The organism is Kitasatospora sp. NPDC017646 (assembly GCF_044329365.1).
Classification (GTDB): domain Bacteria; phylum Actinomycetota; class Actinomycetes; order Streptomycetales; family Streptomycetaceae; genus Kitasatospora.
The window spans coordinates 214,100-230,022 of sequence record NZ_JBIRJC010000001.1 but is presented as its reverse complement, the minus strand read 5'-3'; the positions used below and the strand labels follow the sequence as shown (position 1 = coordinate 230,022).

Annotated in this window: 13 protein-coding genes and 1 pseudogene; 11 read left to right on the top strand and 3 right to left on the bottom strand. The window is 76.4% G+C overall.

Annotated features, from left to right (window positions below; all coding sequences use genetic code 11):
• Window positions 1-87 precede the first annotated feature (87 nt).
• Window positions 88-969, top strand: a complete 882-nt coding sequence (locus ACH4J0_RS01330; RefSeq protein ID WP_396235609.1) for a fumarylacetoacetate hydrolase family protein — start codon at window positions 88-90, stop codon at window positions 967-969.
• A 30-nt stretch (window positions 970-999) separates the two neighbouring features.
• Here the strand turns inward: ACH4J0_RS01330 and ACH4J0_RS01325 are convergent, their stop codons facing one another.
• Window positions 1,000-2,403, bottom strand: coding sequence for an MFS transporter (locus tag ACH4J0_RS01325; RefSeq protein WP_396235608.1), 1,404 nt, complete (start codon window positions 2,401-2,403; stop codon window positions 1,000-1,002).
• A 458-nt stretch (window positions 2,404-2,861) separates the two neighbouring features.
• Here ACH4J0_RS01325 and ACH4J0_RS01320 point away from each other — a divergent pair, with 458 nt between their 5' ends.
• Genes ACH4J0_RS01320 through ACH4J0_RS01275 form a run of 10 tightly spaced genes read left to right on the top strand, consistent with a single transcriptional unit; the run spans window position 2,862 to window position 13,541 of the window.
• Complete coding sequence (locus tag ACH4J0_RS01320) at window positions 2,862-3,821, top strand: NAD-dependent epimerase/dehydratase family protein (RefSeq protein WP_396235607.1); 960 nt, start codon at window positions 2,862-2,864, stop codon at window positions 3,819-3,821.
• A gap of 59 nt (window positions 3,822-3,880) precedes the next feature.
• A complete protein-coding gene (locus ACH4J0_RS01315) occupies window positions 3,881-5,554 on the top strand; it encodes a carbamoyltransferase (RefSeq protein WP_396235606.1) in 1,674 nt (557 codons plus the stop codon).
• The gene (locus ACH4J0_RS01310; RefSeq protein WP_396235605.1) at window positions 5,551-6,621 is read left to right on the top strand and encodes a glycosyltransferase family 2 protein; all 1,071 of its coding nucleotides are present in this window, start codon (window positions 5,551-5,553) and stop codon (window positions 6,619-6,621) included. Before ACH4J0_RS01315 ends, ACH4J0_RS01310 begins: the two co-directional genes overlap by 4 nt.
• Window positions 6,618-7,268: a D-glycero-alpha-D-manno-heptose-1,7-bisphosphate 7-phosphatase gene (locus tag ACH4J0_RS01305; RefSeq protein WP_396235604.1), complete on the top strand. Its 651-nt coding sequence runs from the start codon at window positions 6,618-6,620 to the stop codon at window positions 7,266-7,268. Before ACH4J0_RS01310 ends, ACH4J0_RS01305 begins: the two co-directional genes overlap by 4 nt.
• Window positions 7,265-8,305, top strand: coding sequence for a glycosyltransferase family 9 protein (locus tag ACH4J0_RS01300; protein WP_396235603.1), 1,041 nt, complete (start codon window positions 7,265-7,267; stop codon window positions 8,303-8,305). Before ACH4J0_RS01305 ends, ACH4J0_RS01300 begins: the two co-directional genes overlap by 4 nt.
• Complete coding sequence (locus ACH4J0_RS01295) at window positions 8,302-9,264, top strand: glycosyltransferase (protein ID WP_396235602.1); 963 nt, start codon at window positions 8,302-8,304, stop codon at window positions 9,262-9,264. Before ACH4J0_RS01300 ends, ACH4J0_RS01295 begins: the two co-directional genes overlap by 4 nt.
• Window positions 9,261-10,523 carry a glycosyltransferase gene (locus ACH4J0_RS01290; RefSeq protein ID WP_396235601.1) on the top strand — a complete coding sequence of 421 codons (1,263 nt, stop codon included), beginning with the start codon at window positions 9,261-9,263 and terminating at the stop codon, window positions 10,521-10,523. The genes ACH4J0_RS01295 and ACH4J0_RS01290 overlap by 4 nt, the downstream gene beginning before the upstream one ends.
• On the top strand, window positions 10,520-11,191 hold the full coding sequence (locus ACH4J0_RS01285) for an SIS domain-containing protein (RefSeq protein ID WP_396235600.1): 672 nt from the start codon (window positions 10,520-10,522) through the stop codon (window positions 11,189-11,191). Before ACH4J0_RS01290 ends, ACH4J0_RS01285 begins: the two co-directional genes overlap by 4 nt.
• Window positions 11,188-12,570: a PfkB family carbohydrate kinase gene (locus ACH4J0_RS01280; protein WP_396235599.1), complete on the top strand. Its 1,383-nt coding sequence runs from the start codon at window positions 11,188-11,190 to the stop codon at window positions 12,568-12,570. The genes ACH4J0_RS01285 and ACH4J0_RS01280 overlap by 4 nt, the downstream gene beginning before the upstream one ends.
• Entirely contained in the window at window positions 12,567-13,541 is a 975-nt protein-coding gene (locus ACH4J0_RS01275) for a glycosyltransferase family 9 protein (RefSeq protein WP_396235598.1), read from the top strand. The genes ACH4J0_RS01280 and ACH4J0_RS01275 overlap by 4 nt, the downstream gene beginning before the upstream one ends.
• A 47-nt stretch (window positions 13,542-13,588) precedes the next feature.
• On the opposite strand, the pseudogene ACH4J0_RS01270 reads toward ACH4J0_RS01275, so the two are convergent.
• Window positions 13,589-14,014, bottom strand: a pseudogene (locus ACH4J0_RS01270) (glycosyltransferase family 2 protein); the annotation flags it as partial.
• A 92-nt stretch (window positions 14,015-14,106) separates the two neighbouring features.
• Window positions 14,107-15,900, bottom strand: a complete 1,794-nt coding sequence (locus tag ACH4J0_RS01265; RefSeq protein ID WP_396235929.1) for a complex I subunit 5 family protein — start codon at window positions 15,898-15,900, stop codon at window positions 14,107-14,109.
• Window positions 15,901-15,923 lie beyond the last annotated feature (23 nt).

The window sequence follows — 15,923 nt, the reverse complement described above, 5'->3', positions numbered from 1 at the left end:
CACCCGTCCCACGGCCACGCCCCGTCGGCCGGCCGTGCACCGGCCGACGGGGTGTGGCCGGCCCGCCAACGTGAGAAGGAGTGAACGATGCGCGTTGCGACCATCAGGACCGGTGGAGTGGAGGCACTCGCGCTGGTCGATCCGGACGGCGGCGCCCTGAGGCTGCCCGCTCCCGACCGGCCCGGGCCGGTCGGCCTGCCCGAACTGCTCGGGGAGGGGCCGGAAGCCTGGACGGAGTTCGCCGAGCGGGCCCGCCGGGGCCGGCGACTTCCCTTCGGTGATGTCGAGTTGCTGGCGCCGCTGCCGCGTCCGGCGAACAACCTGTTCGCCCTCGGGCTCAACTACACCGACCACGGGGAGGAGGCCTACCGCGCGGCCGGCCGGGAGTACCGCAAACCCCGGCACCCGGTGGTGTTCACCAAGGACCGGGGCTGCGTGGCCGCCCCCGTCGGACCGGTGGGCATCGACTTCTCGCTCTCCCGGGAGATCGACTGGGAGGTCGAACTCGCCGTGGTGATCGGCCGCCGGGCCCGGCGGGTCGACGAGGCCGGGGCGCTGGACCACGTCTTCGGCTACTGCGTGGCCAACGACATCACCGCGCGGGACCTCCAGACCCGGCACAAGCAGTACTACCTGTCCAAGAGCCTGCCCGCCAGCTGTCCGCTGGGCCCGTGGATCACCACGGCCGACGAGGTCCCCGATCCGCACGACCTGGCGATCACGCTCAGCGTCAACGGTGTGCCCCGCCAGGTCTCCCGGACCGACCGGATGGTGTTCTCGATCCCGGAGACCATCGCCGCGATCTCCCGGATCGTGCCGCTGGAGCCCGGCGACGTCATCCTGACCGGCACCCCGGCCGGTACGGGGTTCGCCGCCGATCCGCCGAGCTACCTGGAGCCCGGCGACGTGGTGGAGTGCTCGATCGAGGGGCTGGGCACGCTCCGAAACCGGATCGCGGCGCTGGACTGACGGCAGGCCTCCGGCCGTCCGGATCGTGGCTCACGCCGCCGCGACGAGCTGGTCCGCACCGCCCACCGCACCGCTCACGGTGCCGCCCACCGTGCCGTCGACGGTGTCGGCGGCCGGCCTGGTGGCGGAGCGGCGGCTCGCCACGGAGCCCCCGCCCACCGCGCCGCTGACCAGCAGCCCGCCGGCCAGCAGGGCGCCCCGCGCGCCGAGCAGCTGGATCGAGGCGCCCAGCAGCGGGGGACCGGCCAGGCCCCACAGCGTGCTCACGCTGCGCCAGGCACCCAGGACCCGTCCGCGCAGGTGGGCGGGCGGATCGGTCTGCAGGATCGTGGACACGGCCGTGTCGCTCAGCGACTCCAGGACGGCCATGGGAACGACCAGCACGGCGAGCAGCAGCAGGGTGGGCGAGAGTGCCGCGAGGCACTGGAGGAGCCCCCCGGTCGCCGTCAGCACCGCCACCAGCCGGACCGAGGGGTTGCGCAGCCGGCCGGCGATCACCGCGCCGACCGTGCCGCCGACGGCCAGCACGGTGGCGATCAGCCCGTACTCCCGCGCCCCGCCGTGCAGGGCCCCGCTGACCAGCGCGGCGAGGGTGAGTCCGTAGTTGCGGCCGAGCATCGAGCCGAGGCCGGTGAGACAGGCCACCGCGACCAGGCGGCGCCGCCCGCAGAAGAACGCGACGCCGGCCCGTACGCCCTGGTGGTCGGTCTCCGGCTCGGGTTCGGCGGCCGGTGCCGCACCGGCCGCCGGCCGCAGGAACGGAATGACCAGCGCCACCAGGACGAAGGACAGACCGTTGGCCAGGTAGGCGCTCGCCATGCCGAACAGGCCGACCACGACCCCGGCGAGGGCGGTGCCCGCCAGCCGTCCGACGCTGTGCACCACCGAGCCCACCGCGATCGCCGAGGGCACGTCCTCACGGGGGACGAGGTCGTTGCCGAGCAGGGCGCAGGCCGGGGACTCGATGGTGGCGATCAGCCCGGTGAGCACCGCGAGCACCAGGAGGACGGGGATGCTGAGCGCGCCCAGCGCCACCAGCGCCGCCGTGCCGAGGGCGATCACGGCCAGGGCCGCCTGGCTGACGGCGGCGGTGGTCTTGCGGGGCCACCGGTCGACCGCCGCTCCGCCGGCCAGGCCCAGCAGCAGACCGGGCGCGACCTGGAGGGCGAGCGACAGGCCGGTGACCGCGGCCGATCCGGTCAGCTGGAGGACCAGGAGGTTCTGGACCGTCATCTGCATCCAGGCCCCGGCGTTGGAGACCAGGTTGGCCAGCGACCACCAGCGCATGCCCTGGTGGCGCAGCGAACGCCAGGGCGCGCGGGAGGCCTCCGGTCCGGTGCCCGCCGAACGCGCTGTCGTCGGAGCGGAGACCGTACGTCGGGACGGGACGAGGACGCGGCGGGCGCGCGGCGGTGCGGTGTTCTCGGGCAGCACTTTCACAACCGGATCGGGTGGAACGGGGAGAGGGGCCGGGCTCGATCCGGGGCAGGCGTCGCCCGTGCGTGAGCCGGTGCCGCCGGAGCAACCGGGCACCGGGCGGTAGGTCCATGCTCGACGGCCGGGGCGTGATCTCAAACGTCGGCTGGCTCACATTGCCCTCAATGGCTTCGGTGCCATACCGCTGACCTGCGGATTCCTCGCCGCGGTGGGGTTGCTCACACAGACTCGGCGGGCCGCGCGGCCGGTGCGGAGCCGTGCTGAGGGCCTTCGAACGGGTGAACCGGTGCGGCCCGGGTACCCGAACGGGCTCGGAACCGTCGCACCAGCGGAATCGGCGGGCCCCGCTCCCGCGGCCGCGCCCGGGCGGCAGGCCCTTCCTCTCGCGGGGCCCGGCGGTGGCGGCGAGGCTGGGCGGAGCGCCGCGGTACCGGCCGAGAACCGAGGAGGAACGGATGACTTCCCGCCCTGGAGAACGCCTTCACGCCGTGGTCACCGGCGGGGCCGGTTTCGTCGGCTCCCACCTGTGCACCGCCCTGGTCGCACACGGCTACCGGGTGACCTGCGTCGACGACTTCTGCACCGGGGCCGCGGCCAACGTGGCCCACCTGGCGGCCCGGCCCGGCTTCGAGCTGCGGGAGGCCGACGTCGGGGAGGGCCTGGACGTCGAGCGCCACGTCGACTACGTGTTCCACCTGGCTTCGCCCGCCTCCCCCCTCGACTACCTGCGCCTGCCCCTGCACACGCTGGACGCGGGCAGCCTGGGCACCCGCAACGCGCTGGAGCTCGCCCGCCGGGACGGCGCCCGGTTCCTGCTCACCTCCACCTCGGAGGTGTACGGCGATCCGCAGCAGCACCCCCAGGCGGAGAGCTACTGGGGCAACGTCAACCCGGTCGGCCCGCGTAGCGTGTACGACGAGGCGAAACGGTTCGCCGAGGCGCTCACCACCGCCGAGGCCGGCGCCGTCGGCGTGGACACCGCGATCGTCCGGCTGTTCAACACCTACGGCCCGCGGATGCGCTCCCACGACGGACGCGCGGTGCCCACCTTCATCCGCCAGGCGCTGGCCGGGGAGCCGCTGACCGTCACCGGCGACGGCACCCAGACGAGGTCGCTCACCTACGTCACCGACACGGTCGACGGCATCCTGGCGATGGCACGCTCGGACCTGGCCGGTCCGGTGAACATCGGCAACGACGTCGAGTTCACGATGCTGGAACTGGCGCACCTGATCATCGAGCTCACGGACTCGCCCTCCACCGTGCAGTTCGTGGCGCGGCCGACCGACGACCCCGCGGTACGGCGCCCCGACATCACGATGGCCCGCGACAAGCTCCGCTGGGAGCCGATGACGCAGGTCCACGAGGGGCTGGCCGCCACGATCGAGTGGTTCCGCGCGCACCCGGAGGCCTGACACCGACGCTCCCGGTGGACGGTGCCCCGTCGCCGGACGAAACGAGGAGGTCACGCGCCATGCGTGTGCTCGGAATCAACGCCCTGTTCCATGACCCGGCAGCCGCCCTGGTCATCGACGGCCGGACGGTGGCCGCGGCCGAGGAAGAACGGTTCAGCCGCCGCAAACACGGCAAGCGCCCGCTGCCCTTCTCCGCCTGGGAACTGCCGGTGCAGGCCGCCCGGTGGTGCCTGGCGCACGCGGGCCTGACCCCCGCCGACGTCGACCTCGTCGGCTACTCCTTCGACCCCGAACTGGCCCGCCCCGCCGACGCCATGGGCCTGGACGACCCCTGGGACCACCTGCGGCTGCGGTACGCGCAGGAGGCCCCCGGCTTCCTCGCCGAGGCGCTGCCCGGTCTGGACCCGGCCAAGGTCCGCTTCGTGCCGCACCACGTCGCCCACGCGGCCTCCGCCGCGTACGCCGCCGACGGCGCCACCGATCCCTGCTCCGTCCTGGTCCTGGACGGCCGGGGGGAGGCCACCTCCCACCTCGCTGCCCGGCGGGTCGGCACCCGGCTGGAACCGCTGGCGGGACAGCAGCTGCCCCACTCGATGGGGCTGGTGTACGAGGAACTCACCCAGCACCTGGGCTTCCTGCGCTCCTCCGACGAGTACAAGGTCATGGCGATGGCCTCGTACGGGACGCCGCGGATGGCCGACGAGCTGCGCCGCCACGTGTACCCCACGGGCGACGGCGGCTTCCACGCCACCGCCGTGCCGTGGACGGAACTGGCCCCCGCGCTCACCCCCGGTCAGGAGTGGACCCCGCACCACGCCGACCTCGCCGCCTCCGCGCAGCGCGTGCTGGAGGAGGTCCTGCTCGACCTCGCCCGCTGGCTGCACGGCCGCACCGGGGACCGTCTGCTGACGCTGGCCGGCGGCGTCGCGCTGAACTGCGTGGCCAACTCCAGGATCGCGGCCGAGGGGCCCTTCGACCGGGTCTGGGTGCAGCCCGCCGCCGGCGACGCGGGGACCGCCCTGGGCGCCGCCCTCCACCTGGCCGCCGCGGGCGGTGACCAGCCGCTCCCGATGCCCGGCGTCGACCTGGGCCGGGGCTGGTCGGACGCGGAGGTGGAGGCGTGGCTGCGCCGGGCCCGCGTGCCGTACGAGCGGCCCGCGGACGTCGCGGCCGAGGTCGCCGGGGCACTGGCCGAGGACGGGATCGTGGCCTGGTTCCAGGGGCGGTCCGAGTTCGGTCCGCGGGCGCTCGGCCACCGGTCGCTGCTGGCCCACCCCGGCCGCGCGGCCAACCTGGAGCGGCTGAACGACGTGAAGGGCCGTGAGCAGTTCCGGCCCGTCGCCCCGATGGTGCTCGCGGACCGGGCTTCCAAGATCTTCGACGGGCCCCTGCCCAGCCCGTACATGCTCTTCGTGCACCGGGTCACCGCCGAATGGCGCGAGCGGATCCCCGCGGTCGTCCACGTGGACGGCACCGCGCGGATCCAGACCGTCGACCGGGCCGCCGACCCGCTCACGGCCCGGATGCTGGAGGAGTTCGAACTGCTCACCGGACTGCCGGTGGTGGTGAACACCAGCCTCAACACCGCCGGCCGGCCGATGGTCGACGACGTGCGCGACGCGCTGGAGTGCTTCGGCTCCTCGCCGGTCGACCTGCTGGCCCTGGGCCCGTTCGTGGTCCGGCGCGGCCGGATGTTCGCCGACCCCGCCCGGCCCGGGGAGGGAGAGCGGTGAGCGGCGGCACCACCGCCTACGCGGTGGTCGTCCCGACGCTCGGCCGGCCCAGCCTCACCACCTGCCTCCGGGCGCTGGCGCAGGGCCAGGGGCCGCCACCGGAACAGGTCGTGCTGGTCGACGACCGCCCGCTGACCGACTGCGGGCCGCTGGCCGTCGAGGTGCCACCGGCGCTGCGGGACCGGCTGACGGTCCTGCCCGGCGGCGGCAACGGCCCGGCGGCGGCCCGCAACACCGGGTGGCGCGGCGTGTCCCAGCCCTGGGTCGCCTTCCTGGACGACGACACCGTGCCGGGCCCGACCTGGCCGCGGGACCTGGTGGCCGACCTGGCCGCCGCACACCGCACCACCGGCGGCGTCCAGGGGCGCATCGAGGTGCCCCTGCCCGTCGGTCGGCGGCCCACCGACTGGGAGCGCGGCACGGCGGGTCTGGCCCGGTCCCGGTGGATCACCGCCGACATGGCGTACCGCAGGGTGGTGCTGGAACAGGTCGGCGGTTTCGACGAACGCTTCCGCCGGGCCTTCCGCGAGGACGCGGACCTGGCCCTGCGGGTGCTCGACGCCGGCTGGCGGCTGGAATCCGGCAACCGCCGCACCACCCATCCGGTGCGACCGGCGGACCGCTGGGTCTCGCTGCGCCAGCAGGCCGGCAACGCCGACGACGTGCTGATGAACCGGCTGCACGGACCGCACTGGTGGGAGAGGGCCGAGGCGCCCCGCGGACGCTTCCCGGCGCACGTCGCGGTGACCGCCGCCGCGGTCGCCGCACTGGGAGCCGCCGCCGCCGGCCGACCGCGCGCCGCCGCGGCCCTCGCCGCGCTGTGGCTGGCCGGCACGGCGCAGTTCGCCGCCGCCCGGGTCCTGCCCGGCCCCCGCTCCCGGGAGGAGGTCGTCGCGATGCTGCTGACCAGCGTGCTCATCCCGCCGGCTGCCTGCCGGCACCGGCTGCGGGGCCTGCTGCGCCACCGCGCGGCCGCGCCCTGGTACGAGCCGGACATGGTCGTGCCCTCCGCCGGACCGCGGACGCCGCAGCCCGTCCGGCCGGTGGAACGGGAGGAATCCTCATGACGTCCGCCACCGGACGGGCCCCGTCGAGCGTGTGGCCGCCGTACGGCCGGGCACGGGCCGACGAGCCCTGGCTCTTTCCCGCGCGACCCCGCCCGGGCGGGGCGCCGGCGGCGGCCGCCGTGCTCTTCGACCGGGACGGGACCCTGGTGGAGGACGTGCCCTACAACGGGGACCCGGCCCTGGTGCGGCCGGTGCCCGGCGCCGTGCGGGCGGTGGCCGCGCTGCGGGCGGCGGGCCTGGTGCTGGGCGTCGTCAGCAACCAGTCGGGTGTGGCCCGCGGTCTGCTGACCCGGCGGCAGGTGGAGGCCGTACAGGGCCGGATCGACGAGCTGATCGGGCCGTTCGGGATCTGGGCGGTCTGCCCGCACGGACCGTCCGAGGGCTGCCGGTGCCGCAAACCCGCGCCCGGCCTGGTCCTGGCCGCCTGCCGAGGCCTCGGCGTACCGCCGGCCCGTACGGTGGTCATCGGGGACATCGGCGCGGACGTCGGAGCGGCCCGCGCGGCGGGAGCCCGGGCGATCCTCGTACCGACCCCCGCGACCCGGCCGGAGGAGGTCGCGGACGCGGACACCGTCGCGGCCGACCTGGCCGCTGCCGTCCGGCTGGTGCTCGACGGCCGGCCCGGCACCCACCGGGAGGGCACATGACGACCCTCGTGGTCAGGCTCGACAGCGTCGGCGACGTCCTGCTCGCCGGCCCGGCCGTCCGGGCCGCCGCCCACCACTCCCGGCGGGTGGTGATGCTCTGCGGACCGCAGGGCGCCGCCGCCGGCCGGCTGCTCCCGGGAGTGGACGAGGTCGTCGTCTGGGACTCGCCCTGGACGGGCTTCGACCCGCCTCCCGCGACGGCCCGGGGAGTCATGGAACTGGTGACCGCGCTCGCCGCCAGGGCGATCGAGCGGGCCCTCGTCCTGACGTCCTTCCACCAGAGCCCCCTGCCGACCGCGCTGCTGCTGCGGATGGCGGGAGTGGCCCGCATCGCCGCGGACAGCGTGGACTACCCGGGCTCCCTCCTGGACGTGCGCCACCAGCGCGCAGCGGGGCGCCACGAAGCCCAGGCGGGCCTCGACCTCGCCCGGGCCGCGGGCTTCCCCCTGCCGCCCGGTGACGACGGCCGACTGGCCGTCCTGCCACCGCCCGACCAGCGGCACCTCACGGGCCCGGGCCGCTACGTCGTCCTGCACCCGGGAGCCGCCGTGCCCGCCAGGGCGCCCGGTGCGGGCCTGGCCGCGGCCGCGGTACGGGTGCTGACCGCCGCGGGCCGCCGCGTGGTGGTCACCGGCGGTCGGGCGGAGAAGGAGCTGACGGCCCAGGTGGCCGGCGCCGACGCCCTCGACCTCGGCGGGCGCACCGGCCTCGCCGAACTGGCGGGCGTCCTCGCGGGCGCCGACGTCGTCGTCGCCGGGAACACCGGTCCGGCCCACCTCGCCGCCGCCGTCGGCACCCCGGTGGCCTGTCTGTTCGCGCCCGTGGTGCCGGCCCACCGGTGGCGGCCTTACGGCGTGCCGCACGTGCTGCTGGGGCGTCAGGACGCCCCCTGCGCCGGGACCAGGGCCCGGACCTGCCCGGTCCCGGGCCACCCGTGCCTGGACTCGCTCACCGCGGAGGAGATCGTCACGGCCGTCGACCTCCTGCGGGGACCCGCCGACCACGACCGAGCGGCCGCCCCGGAGGTGATCCGATGAACATCCTGCTGTGGCACGTCCACGGCTCCTGGACGACCGCGTTCGTCCAGGGACCGCACACCTATCTCGTGCCCGTCACGGAGGACCGCGGACCGGACGGCCTCGGGCGCGCCCGGACCTTCGACTGGCCGCGCACCGTGGTGGAACTGCCGCCGGAGCGGCTGCGCGAGACCGACATCGACCTGGTGGTGCTCCAGCGTCCCCACGAAGCGGCGCTCGCCGAACGGTGGCTCGGCCGACGGCCCGGCCGCGACCTTCCGGCCGTCTACCTGGAGCACAACAGCCCGCACGGCGACATCCCGGACACCCGCCACCCGATGGCCGACCGGGACGACCTGACCGTCGTCCACGTCACCGACTTCAACGACCTGTTCTGGGACTGCGGCAGCACCCGGACCACCGTCGTCGAGCACGGCGTCGTCGACCCCGGGTACCGCTACACGGGAGAGCTGACCGCCTCGGCCGTCGTGGTCAACGAGCCGGTCCGCCGCGGCCGCACGACCGGGACCGACCTGCTGCCGCTGTTCGCGCAGCAGGGCCCGCTCCACGTCTTCGGCATGGCGACCGGCGGGCTCGCCGCCCACCTCGGGCTGCCGCCGGACCGCTGCCGGACGGCCGAACTGCCCCAAGCCGCCCTGCACGCCGAACTGCCCCGGCGCCGGCTCTACCTGCACCCGGTGCGGTGGACCTCCCTGGGCCTGTCGCTGCTGGAGGCGATGCACCTCGGCATGCCCGTGGTGGCCCTGGCCACCACCGAGGCCGTCCGCGCCGTGCCGCCCGGAACGGGCGTGCTCTCCACCGACGTCCGGGAACTCGCGGACGCGGTGCGGCACTACCTGGCCGATCCGGACGCGGCCACCGCGGACGGGCTGCGCGCCCGGCAGGCCGTCCTGGAGCGGTACGGCCTGAAGAGGTTCCTCGCCGACTGGGACCGCCTGATGGAGGAGGTGACCCGTTGAACGCCCCCCTGAGCATCGACCTGGTCTCCGAACACGCCAGCCCCCTCGCCGCCCTCGGCGGGGTCGACGCCGGCGGGCAGAACGTCCACGTCGCGGCGCTCGCCGGCGCCCTCGCCGACCTCGGCCACCGGGTCGTCGTCCACACCCGGAGGGACCGGGCCGACCTCGCCGAGCACGTACCGCTGCGGCCGGGCGTGCTCGTCCACCACGTACCGGCCGGCCCGGCGCGCCAACTCCTCAAGGACCAGCTGCTGCCCTACATGCCGGCCTTCGGGGACGAGCTGGCGCGGTACTGGCGGGCCCGGCCGCCCGACGTCGTGCACGCGCACTTCTGGATGTCCGGACTGGCCGCGCTGCGCGGCGCCCGGCACCTGGCCATCCCGGTCGTGCACACCTACCACGCGCTGGGCGTGGTCAAGCGCCGTCACCAGGGAGCGGCCGACACCAGCCCGCCCGGCCGGCTGACCATCGAGGCCGCGATCGCCCGCTCGGCCCACCGCCTGGTGGCGACGTGCAGCGACGAGGTCGCCGAACTGCTGGGAATCGGCGCCCCCTCCGACCGGATCAGGGTCGTGCCGTGCGGCGTCGACCCGGCCCGCTTCACGCCGGCCGGCCCGAGCGTGCCGCGCGGTGGGCGCCGACGACTGCTCATGGTGGGCCGGATGGTCCCGCGCAAGGGCGCGGAGACCGCCGTCGAGGCGCTGGTCCGGCTGCCAGGGGTCGAACTCCTGGTGGCCGGCGGCCCACCCGCCGACGAGCTGGACGCCGACCCGTACGCGCGACGCCTGCGCGCGCTCGCGACCCGGCTCGGAGTGGCCGACCGGCTCGTCCTGCTGGGCGCGGTACCCGCCGACGCCATGCCCGCCCTGCTGCGCAGCAGCGACCTGGTGATCTGCCCCGCTCACTACGAGCCCTTCGGCATCGTCCCGCTGGAAGCGATGGCCTGCGGCGTGCCGGTCGTCGCCACCGCCGTCGGCGGCCACCTCGACACCATCGCCGACGGGCGCACCGGCATCCTCGTGCCGCCAGCCTCCGCCGAGGCGCTGGCCGCCGCCGCGCACGCCCTGCTGGCCGACCCGAAGACCCGGCACGCCTACGGGGAAGCCGGGCGCCGCCGCGCCCTCGCCTTCTACACCTGGCAGACCGTCGCCACCTGTACGGCGAAGGTGTACGACGAACTGCTGGGCCGTGCCGGCCCACCGACCCGGACGGTCGGCGCGGCCCGGACTTCGCGAGTCACGACAGGAGGCCCCCGATGACCACGCGCTTCTTCGACTCCGCCGACGACCTGGAGCAGGCCGCGCGCCACTGCCGGGCCCTGGAGACCGCCATCGGCGCCGTCCGCGCCCGCCACCTGCCGCTGCTCACCGGGTGGGGAGAGGCGCTGGCCGGACTGCTGCCCGCGGGCTCCCGCCTGCTCGCCGCGGGCAACGGCGGCAGCGCCGCCCAGGCCCAGCACCTGACGGCGGAACTGGTGGGCCGTTACCGGGGCGAACGCGCCGCGTACTCGGCGATCTCCCTGCACGCCGAGACCTCCAGCCTCACCGCCATCGGCAACGACTACGGCTTCGAGGAGGTCTTCGCCCGCCAGGTCGAGGCCCACGGCAGCGCCGGTGACGTGCTGATCCTGCTGTCCACCTCGGGCCGCAGCCCCAACCTGCTGGCCGCCGCCGACACCGCCCGCTCCCGGGGCCTCGGCGTGTGGGCGATGACGGGCCCCCGGCCCAACCCGCTGGCGGAGCGCGCGGACGAGGCACTGGCGGTGGAGGCGCCGGAGAGCGCCACCGTGCAGGAGGTCCACCTCGCCGCCCTGCACATGGTCTGCGAAGCCTTCGACGCCGCGCTCGACCGCAGACAGGACGCCGGGGATCCGTTCACCGCACCGCCGGACCGCGAAGTGCCGCGACTGCCCGGGCGGACTTCGTGAACGGCCCGCTGGTCGTGGTGGGCGACAGCCTGCTCGACATCGACATCGACGGCCGCGCCGAACGCCTGGCCCCGGACGCCCCGGTGCCCGTGGTCGACGTGGCGGCCGAGCGCAGCCGCCCCGGCGGCGCCGCACTCGCCGCGTGCCTGGTGGCGCGAACCGACCGCGAAGTCGTCCTGGTCACCGCCCTGGGCCGGGGACCGGCAGCCCGCACCCTGCGCCGTCACCTCGCCGGACGCGTACGACTCGTGGAGCTGCCGCTGGCCGGCGACCTCCCGGTCAAGACCCGCGTGCGGGTCGACGGCCGCGCCCTGCTGCGCATCGACCGCGGTGGCGGAACCGTCGGGCCCCCCGACCGCCGGGCCGCCGACGTGCTCTCCCGCGCCGCCGCAGTCCTGGTCGCCGACTACGGCCGGGGACTCGCCGACCGGCTGCGCTCCCCGCTGGCGGCCCGCGCCGCGCACGTCCCGCTGGTCTGGGACCCGCACCCGCGCGGCGGGCCGCCCGTCCCCGGCACACGGCTGGCCACCCCCAACGCCGCCGAAGCCAGGTCCTGGGCCACCGCCCTCGACCCGGGCGCACCGACCGGCGACGGGCTCCCCGACCACACCGCCCGGGGCGCGCTGCTGGCCGAGCGCTGGCGCGCGGCATCGGTGGCCGTCACCCTCGGGCGGCGGGGGGCGCTCCTGAGCCGGGGCACCGAGAGCCCCATCCTGCTCCCTGCCCCTTACGAGGCCACCGGCGATCCGTGCGGAGCCGGCGACTGCTTCGCGGCAGCCGCCACCGCGGCCCTGGCGGCCGGCGCGATCCCCGAGGAGGCGGTGCAGAGCGGGGTCACCGCGGCGGCGGACTTCGTGGCCCGCGGCGGTGCCGGCAACCCCGCCCTGTGGGACCAGGCCCCCGCCCCGGCGACCGCGCCGCCCGACGCCCGGCGGATCGCCGAGGCCACCCGGGCCAGGGGCGGCACGGTCGTGGCGGCCGGCGGCTGCTTCGACCTGCTGCACGCCGGTCACGTCTCCCTCCTGGAATCCGCCGCCCGCCTGGGCGACTGCCTGATCGTCTGCCTGAACTCCGACGACTCCGTGCGCCGGCTCAAGGGCCCGGGCCGCCCGCTCAACCCGGTGGGCGACCGCGGGCGGATCCTCACCGGCCTCGGCTGCGTGGACGCCATCCAGGTGTTCGAGGAGGACACCCCCGAACGGGTCCTGCGCGCCCTGCGCCCGGACGTCTGGGTCAAGGGCGGCGACTACCGGCCCGAAGCCCTGCCCGAGGCGTCGGTGCTGGCCGAATGGGGCGGCCAGGTGCTCGTCCTGCCCTACCTGGACGGCCGCTCCACCACGGCGCTCGCCGAGCGGGCCTCCGTCCGGCCCCGCCCGTGAGCGAAGGGCGGCCCACCCTCCTGGTCCTGCGGGCGCTCGGCCTGGGGGACCTGCTCACCGCCGTACCCGCCCTGCGCGCGCTGCGCCGCCACCACCCGGACCACGAGCTGGTCCTGGCCGCCCCGGACCGGCTGGCACCGGCCCTCGCCGCCACCGGCTCGGCGGACCGGCTGCTGGCCACCGACGCCCCCGGACGCGAGGTGCCCCACCGCCTGCCCTGGGACGGTCCACCGCCCGACCTCGCGGTGGACCTGCACGGCAACGGACCGGCCAGCCGTGACGCCCTGGCCCGCCTGCGACCCGCCCGCCTGATCGCCTACGCCGACGCCCGCGCCCCGCGCTGGCGGGACGACGAGCACGAGCGCGAACGCTGGTGCCGCCTGCTGCGCCACCACGGCATCGGCGCGGACGCCGACGACCTGCTCATCGCCCGGCCCGCCGTCCCCTCGCCCGCGCCCGGGGCCGTGCTCGTCCATCCGGGAGCCGACTCGGCCGCCCGGCAGTGGCCGCCCGACCGGTTCGCCGCGGTGGCCCGCGCGCTGCGGGGGCAGGGCCAACGGGTGGTGGTCACGGCCGGACACGGTGAACGCGCCCTCGCCGAAGACGTCGCGCGCGACGCCGCACTGCCCGCGGGGGACGTCCTCGGCGGCGGTGCGGACCTGCCCTTCCCCCTGCTGGCGGCGCTGGTGGCCGGGGCCCGCGCCGTGGTCTGCGGGGACACCGGGATCGCCCATCTGGCGGCCGCGCTCGGCACGCCCTCGGTGACGCTCTTCGGCCCGGTCTCGCCGGTACTGTGGGGACCGCCCCCCGGCCCCCGCCACCTCGCCCTGTGGCGGTACGACGGCGACGACACCCGGCCCGGCGACGCCCACGGTCCGCGGCCCGACCCCCGCCTGCTGCGCATCCGCCCCGCCGACGTCCTGGCCGCCCTCTCGCAGCTGCCGCGCCCGTCGCCGACACCGCGTCGGTGACCCGGCCGGGGGGCGGGTGCCCTCCCGGCCGGCGGCCGTGCCCCGGTTCAGCCGATGTAGCGGCGGGCCCGGGACGTACGCTGCGCCCCTTCCAGGCTCCGCAGCGCCCGTTCGACCCGGGGCGGTACGGTCCGCCGTTCGCGCAGCACCCACGGCAGGCCCGCCACCGCCTCGGCGAAGGCCCGGAGGGACACCGCGTCCCGCGGCACCGTGCGGGCCAGGAAGGCGGTGCGGCGCACCGCGCGCCACAGCGGCCGGCGCAGCCAGGTGAACCAGAGGGTGTTGCGGATCCCGTGCCGCCGCCGCAGCGTCGCGTCGCGGGCCGGGGACGGGCGGTGATGGACCGTCAGTCCGTCGGCGTAGACCAGCCAGTGGCCGGTGGCGGCGAGGTCGGCGGCCAGCAGCTCCTCCTCGCCGCCCAGCCACAACCGCGGTCGGAAGCCGCCGGCGGCGCGGAACATGTCGGTGCGGACGGCGGGGATCCTCGGGGGTGGTGCCCCTGCCGCCGACGCTCCTCCCGTGTGACCCCCGGGCGGCCCGGGGGCGTGGCGGGAGCCGGGCCGCCTCACAGCTGCGCGGTCAGGGCGACCAGCAGCGCGGCCAGCCCCACGGCCAGCCAGGCCACGTAGTCCCCGAGCAGTCCCGAGTGCAGTCGGCGCAGCGGCAGGACGGTCGCCCGGTACAGTCCACCGGTGCCGCGCCCGGGGTCGCGCCGGACGGCGGCGGTGGCGAGGCCGACGGCCAGCAGGGCGGAGAGCAGGCCCAGCAGGACTCCGGACGCCGTCCACCAGGCCTCGGGCACGGCGGGCGCGGCCGGGGTCGGCCCGTTCGGCCGTCCGAGGGTGTCGGTGAGGTAGCCGGCCCGGTCGGTGAAGGCCACCGCCGCGGCGGCCAGGGCCCGTCCGACGCCCGGCAGCACGCCGACGGCCAGGCAGCCGGCCAGCAGCAGACCCGGGACGAGCAGTATCGGTACCGGCGTGCGGCGCCCCGGTTCGCGGATCTCGGGCTCCTCGCCGTCGCCGGTGGTCGCGGCCACCTCGGGGTGCTCGGCCGGCGGCGCGCCGACCCCGCCGAAGACCCGCAGCCCGGCGCGCAGCACCGCGCCACCGGTGAGCGCGGAGACCAGCACGAACACCACCGGCAGCCAGCCGCCCCAGCGCCCGGCGGCCTCCTCGGTGACGGACTTGCCGAGCCCGGTGCCGAACGGCGGCAGCCCGGCCAGGGCGAGTGCGCCGATGACGAACAGCAGCCCGGTGAGCCGGAGTTCGCGGGCCCGGCCGTGCAGCCCGTGCTCGTCCACCGAGCCGTACCGGTCGAGCAGCACGCCGGTGAGGCCGAACAGCGCCGCCTTGGCGCCCGCGTGGCCGGCCACGTACACCGCCGAGCCGGTCAGCCCGGCCGGGTCGAGCAGCGCGGCGCCGATCAGGAACAGTCCGATGTGCCCGACGGTGGAGAAGGCGAGCATCCGCTTCAGGTGTCGCTGCTGCCAGCACATCAGGGCGCCGACCAGGGCCGTGAGCACGCCCGCGGCGAGCAGGGTGTCGCGGACCGCGGCGTCCGGCAGGCCGCCGGCCCCGCCGAAGACGACGCAGTGGATGCGGGCGACCCCGTAGACGCCCAGTTCGACCATCACCCCGGACAGCAGCATGCACACCGGGCTCGGCGCCACCGCGTGGGCGTCCGGCAGCCAGAAGTGGAAGGGCGCCGTCGCGGCCTTGACCAGCGGACCGGTTAGGACCAGCACGAATCCGACGACGACCAGGGCGTCCCGGCCGTGCCCCGCCGCGGCACGCTGGTCCAGGGCCGCGCCGATCTGGGCGAGGCCGAGTTCGCCGGTGCGGGCGTAGAGCAGGCCGATGCCGAGCAGCGAGAGGTACGCGGCGGCCGAGTTGACCAGTCCGAAGGCGAGCGCGCCCTGCAGCGGGCGCGGGTCCTCGATCCGGTAACCGGTCAGCGCGTAGGCGACGGCGCCCATCAGCTCGAAGAAGACGAAGGCGTCGAAGAGGTCCCCGGTGAGGGCGAAGCCGCACATCCCGGCCTCGAAGAGCAGCAGCAGGGCGGGGAACATCCCGCCGTGCTCGCCGGCGGGCTCGTCGAAGTACCGCCAGGCGTAGCAGACCACCGCGAGGACGAGGACGGCCGCGAGCAGAGCGAGGCCGGTGCCGAGGCGGTCGGCGACCAGGACGATGCCGACGCTGTGGCCGTTGCGCGGGCTCCAGCCGCCGAGCCAGGACACCGCCCGGCCCTCCGGTGCGGTCCGCGCCCACAACAGGGCCAGACAGGCCACGTCGGCGGCGGCCCAGGCGGTGGCCAGCGCGTCGCGGCCCCAGCGGGGCAGCCGGCGTCCGGCGACGGCCATGACGGCGGCGCCGAGCAGCGGGA

Excerpts from the sequence above, each read along its gene's own strand:
- ACH4J0_RS01265 (WP_396235929.1), bottom strand. The coding sequence starts at position 15,900 with ATGGCCGTCGCCGGACGCCGGCTGCCCCGCTGGGGCCGCGACGCGCTG.
- ACH4J0_RS01305 (WP_396235604.1), top strand. The coding sequence starts at position 6,618 with ATGACGTCCGCCACCGGACGGGCCCCGTCGAGCGTGTGGCCGCCGTAC.
- ACH4J0_RS01300 (WP_396235603.1), top strand. The coding sequence starts at position 7,265 with ATGACGACCCTCGTGGTCAGGCTCGACAGCGTCGGCGACGTCCTGCTC.
- ACH4J0_RS01295 (WP_396235602.1), top strand. The coding sequence starts at position 8,302 with ATGAACATCCTGCTGTGGCACGTCCACGGCTCCTGGACGACCGCGTTC.
- ACH4J0_RS01320 (WP_396235607.1), top strand. The coding sequence starts at position 2,862 with ATGACTTCCCGCCCTGGAGAACGCCTTCACGCCGTGGTCACCGGCGGG.
- ACH4J0_RS01315 (WP_396235606.1), top strand. The coding sequence starts at position 3,881 with ATGCGTGTGCTCGGAATCAACGCCCTGTTCCATGACCCGGCAGCCGCC.
- ACH4J0_RS01285 (WP_396235600.1), top strand. The coding sequence starts at position 10,520 with ATGACCACGCGCTTCTTCGACTCCGCCGACGACCTGGAGCAGGCCGCG.
- ACH4J0_RS01330 (WP_396235609.1), top strand. The coding sequence starts at position 88 with ATGCGCGTTGCGACCATCAGGACCGGTGGAGTGGAGGCACTCGCGCTG.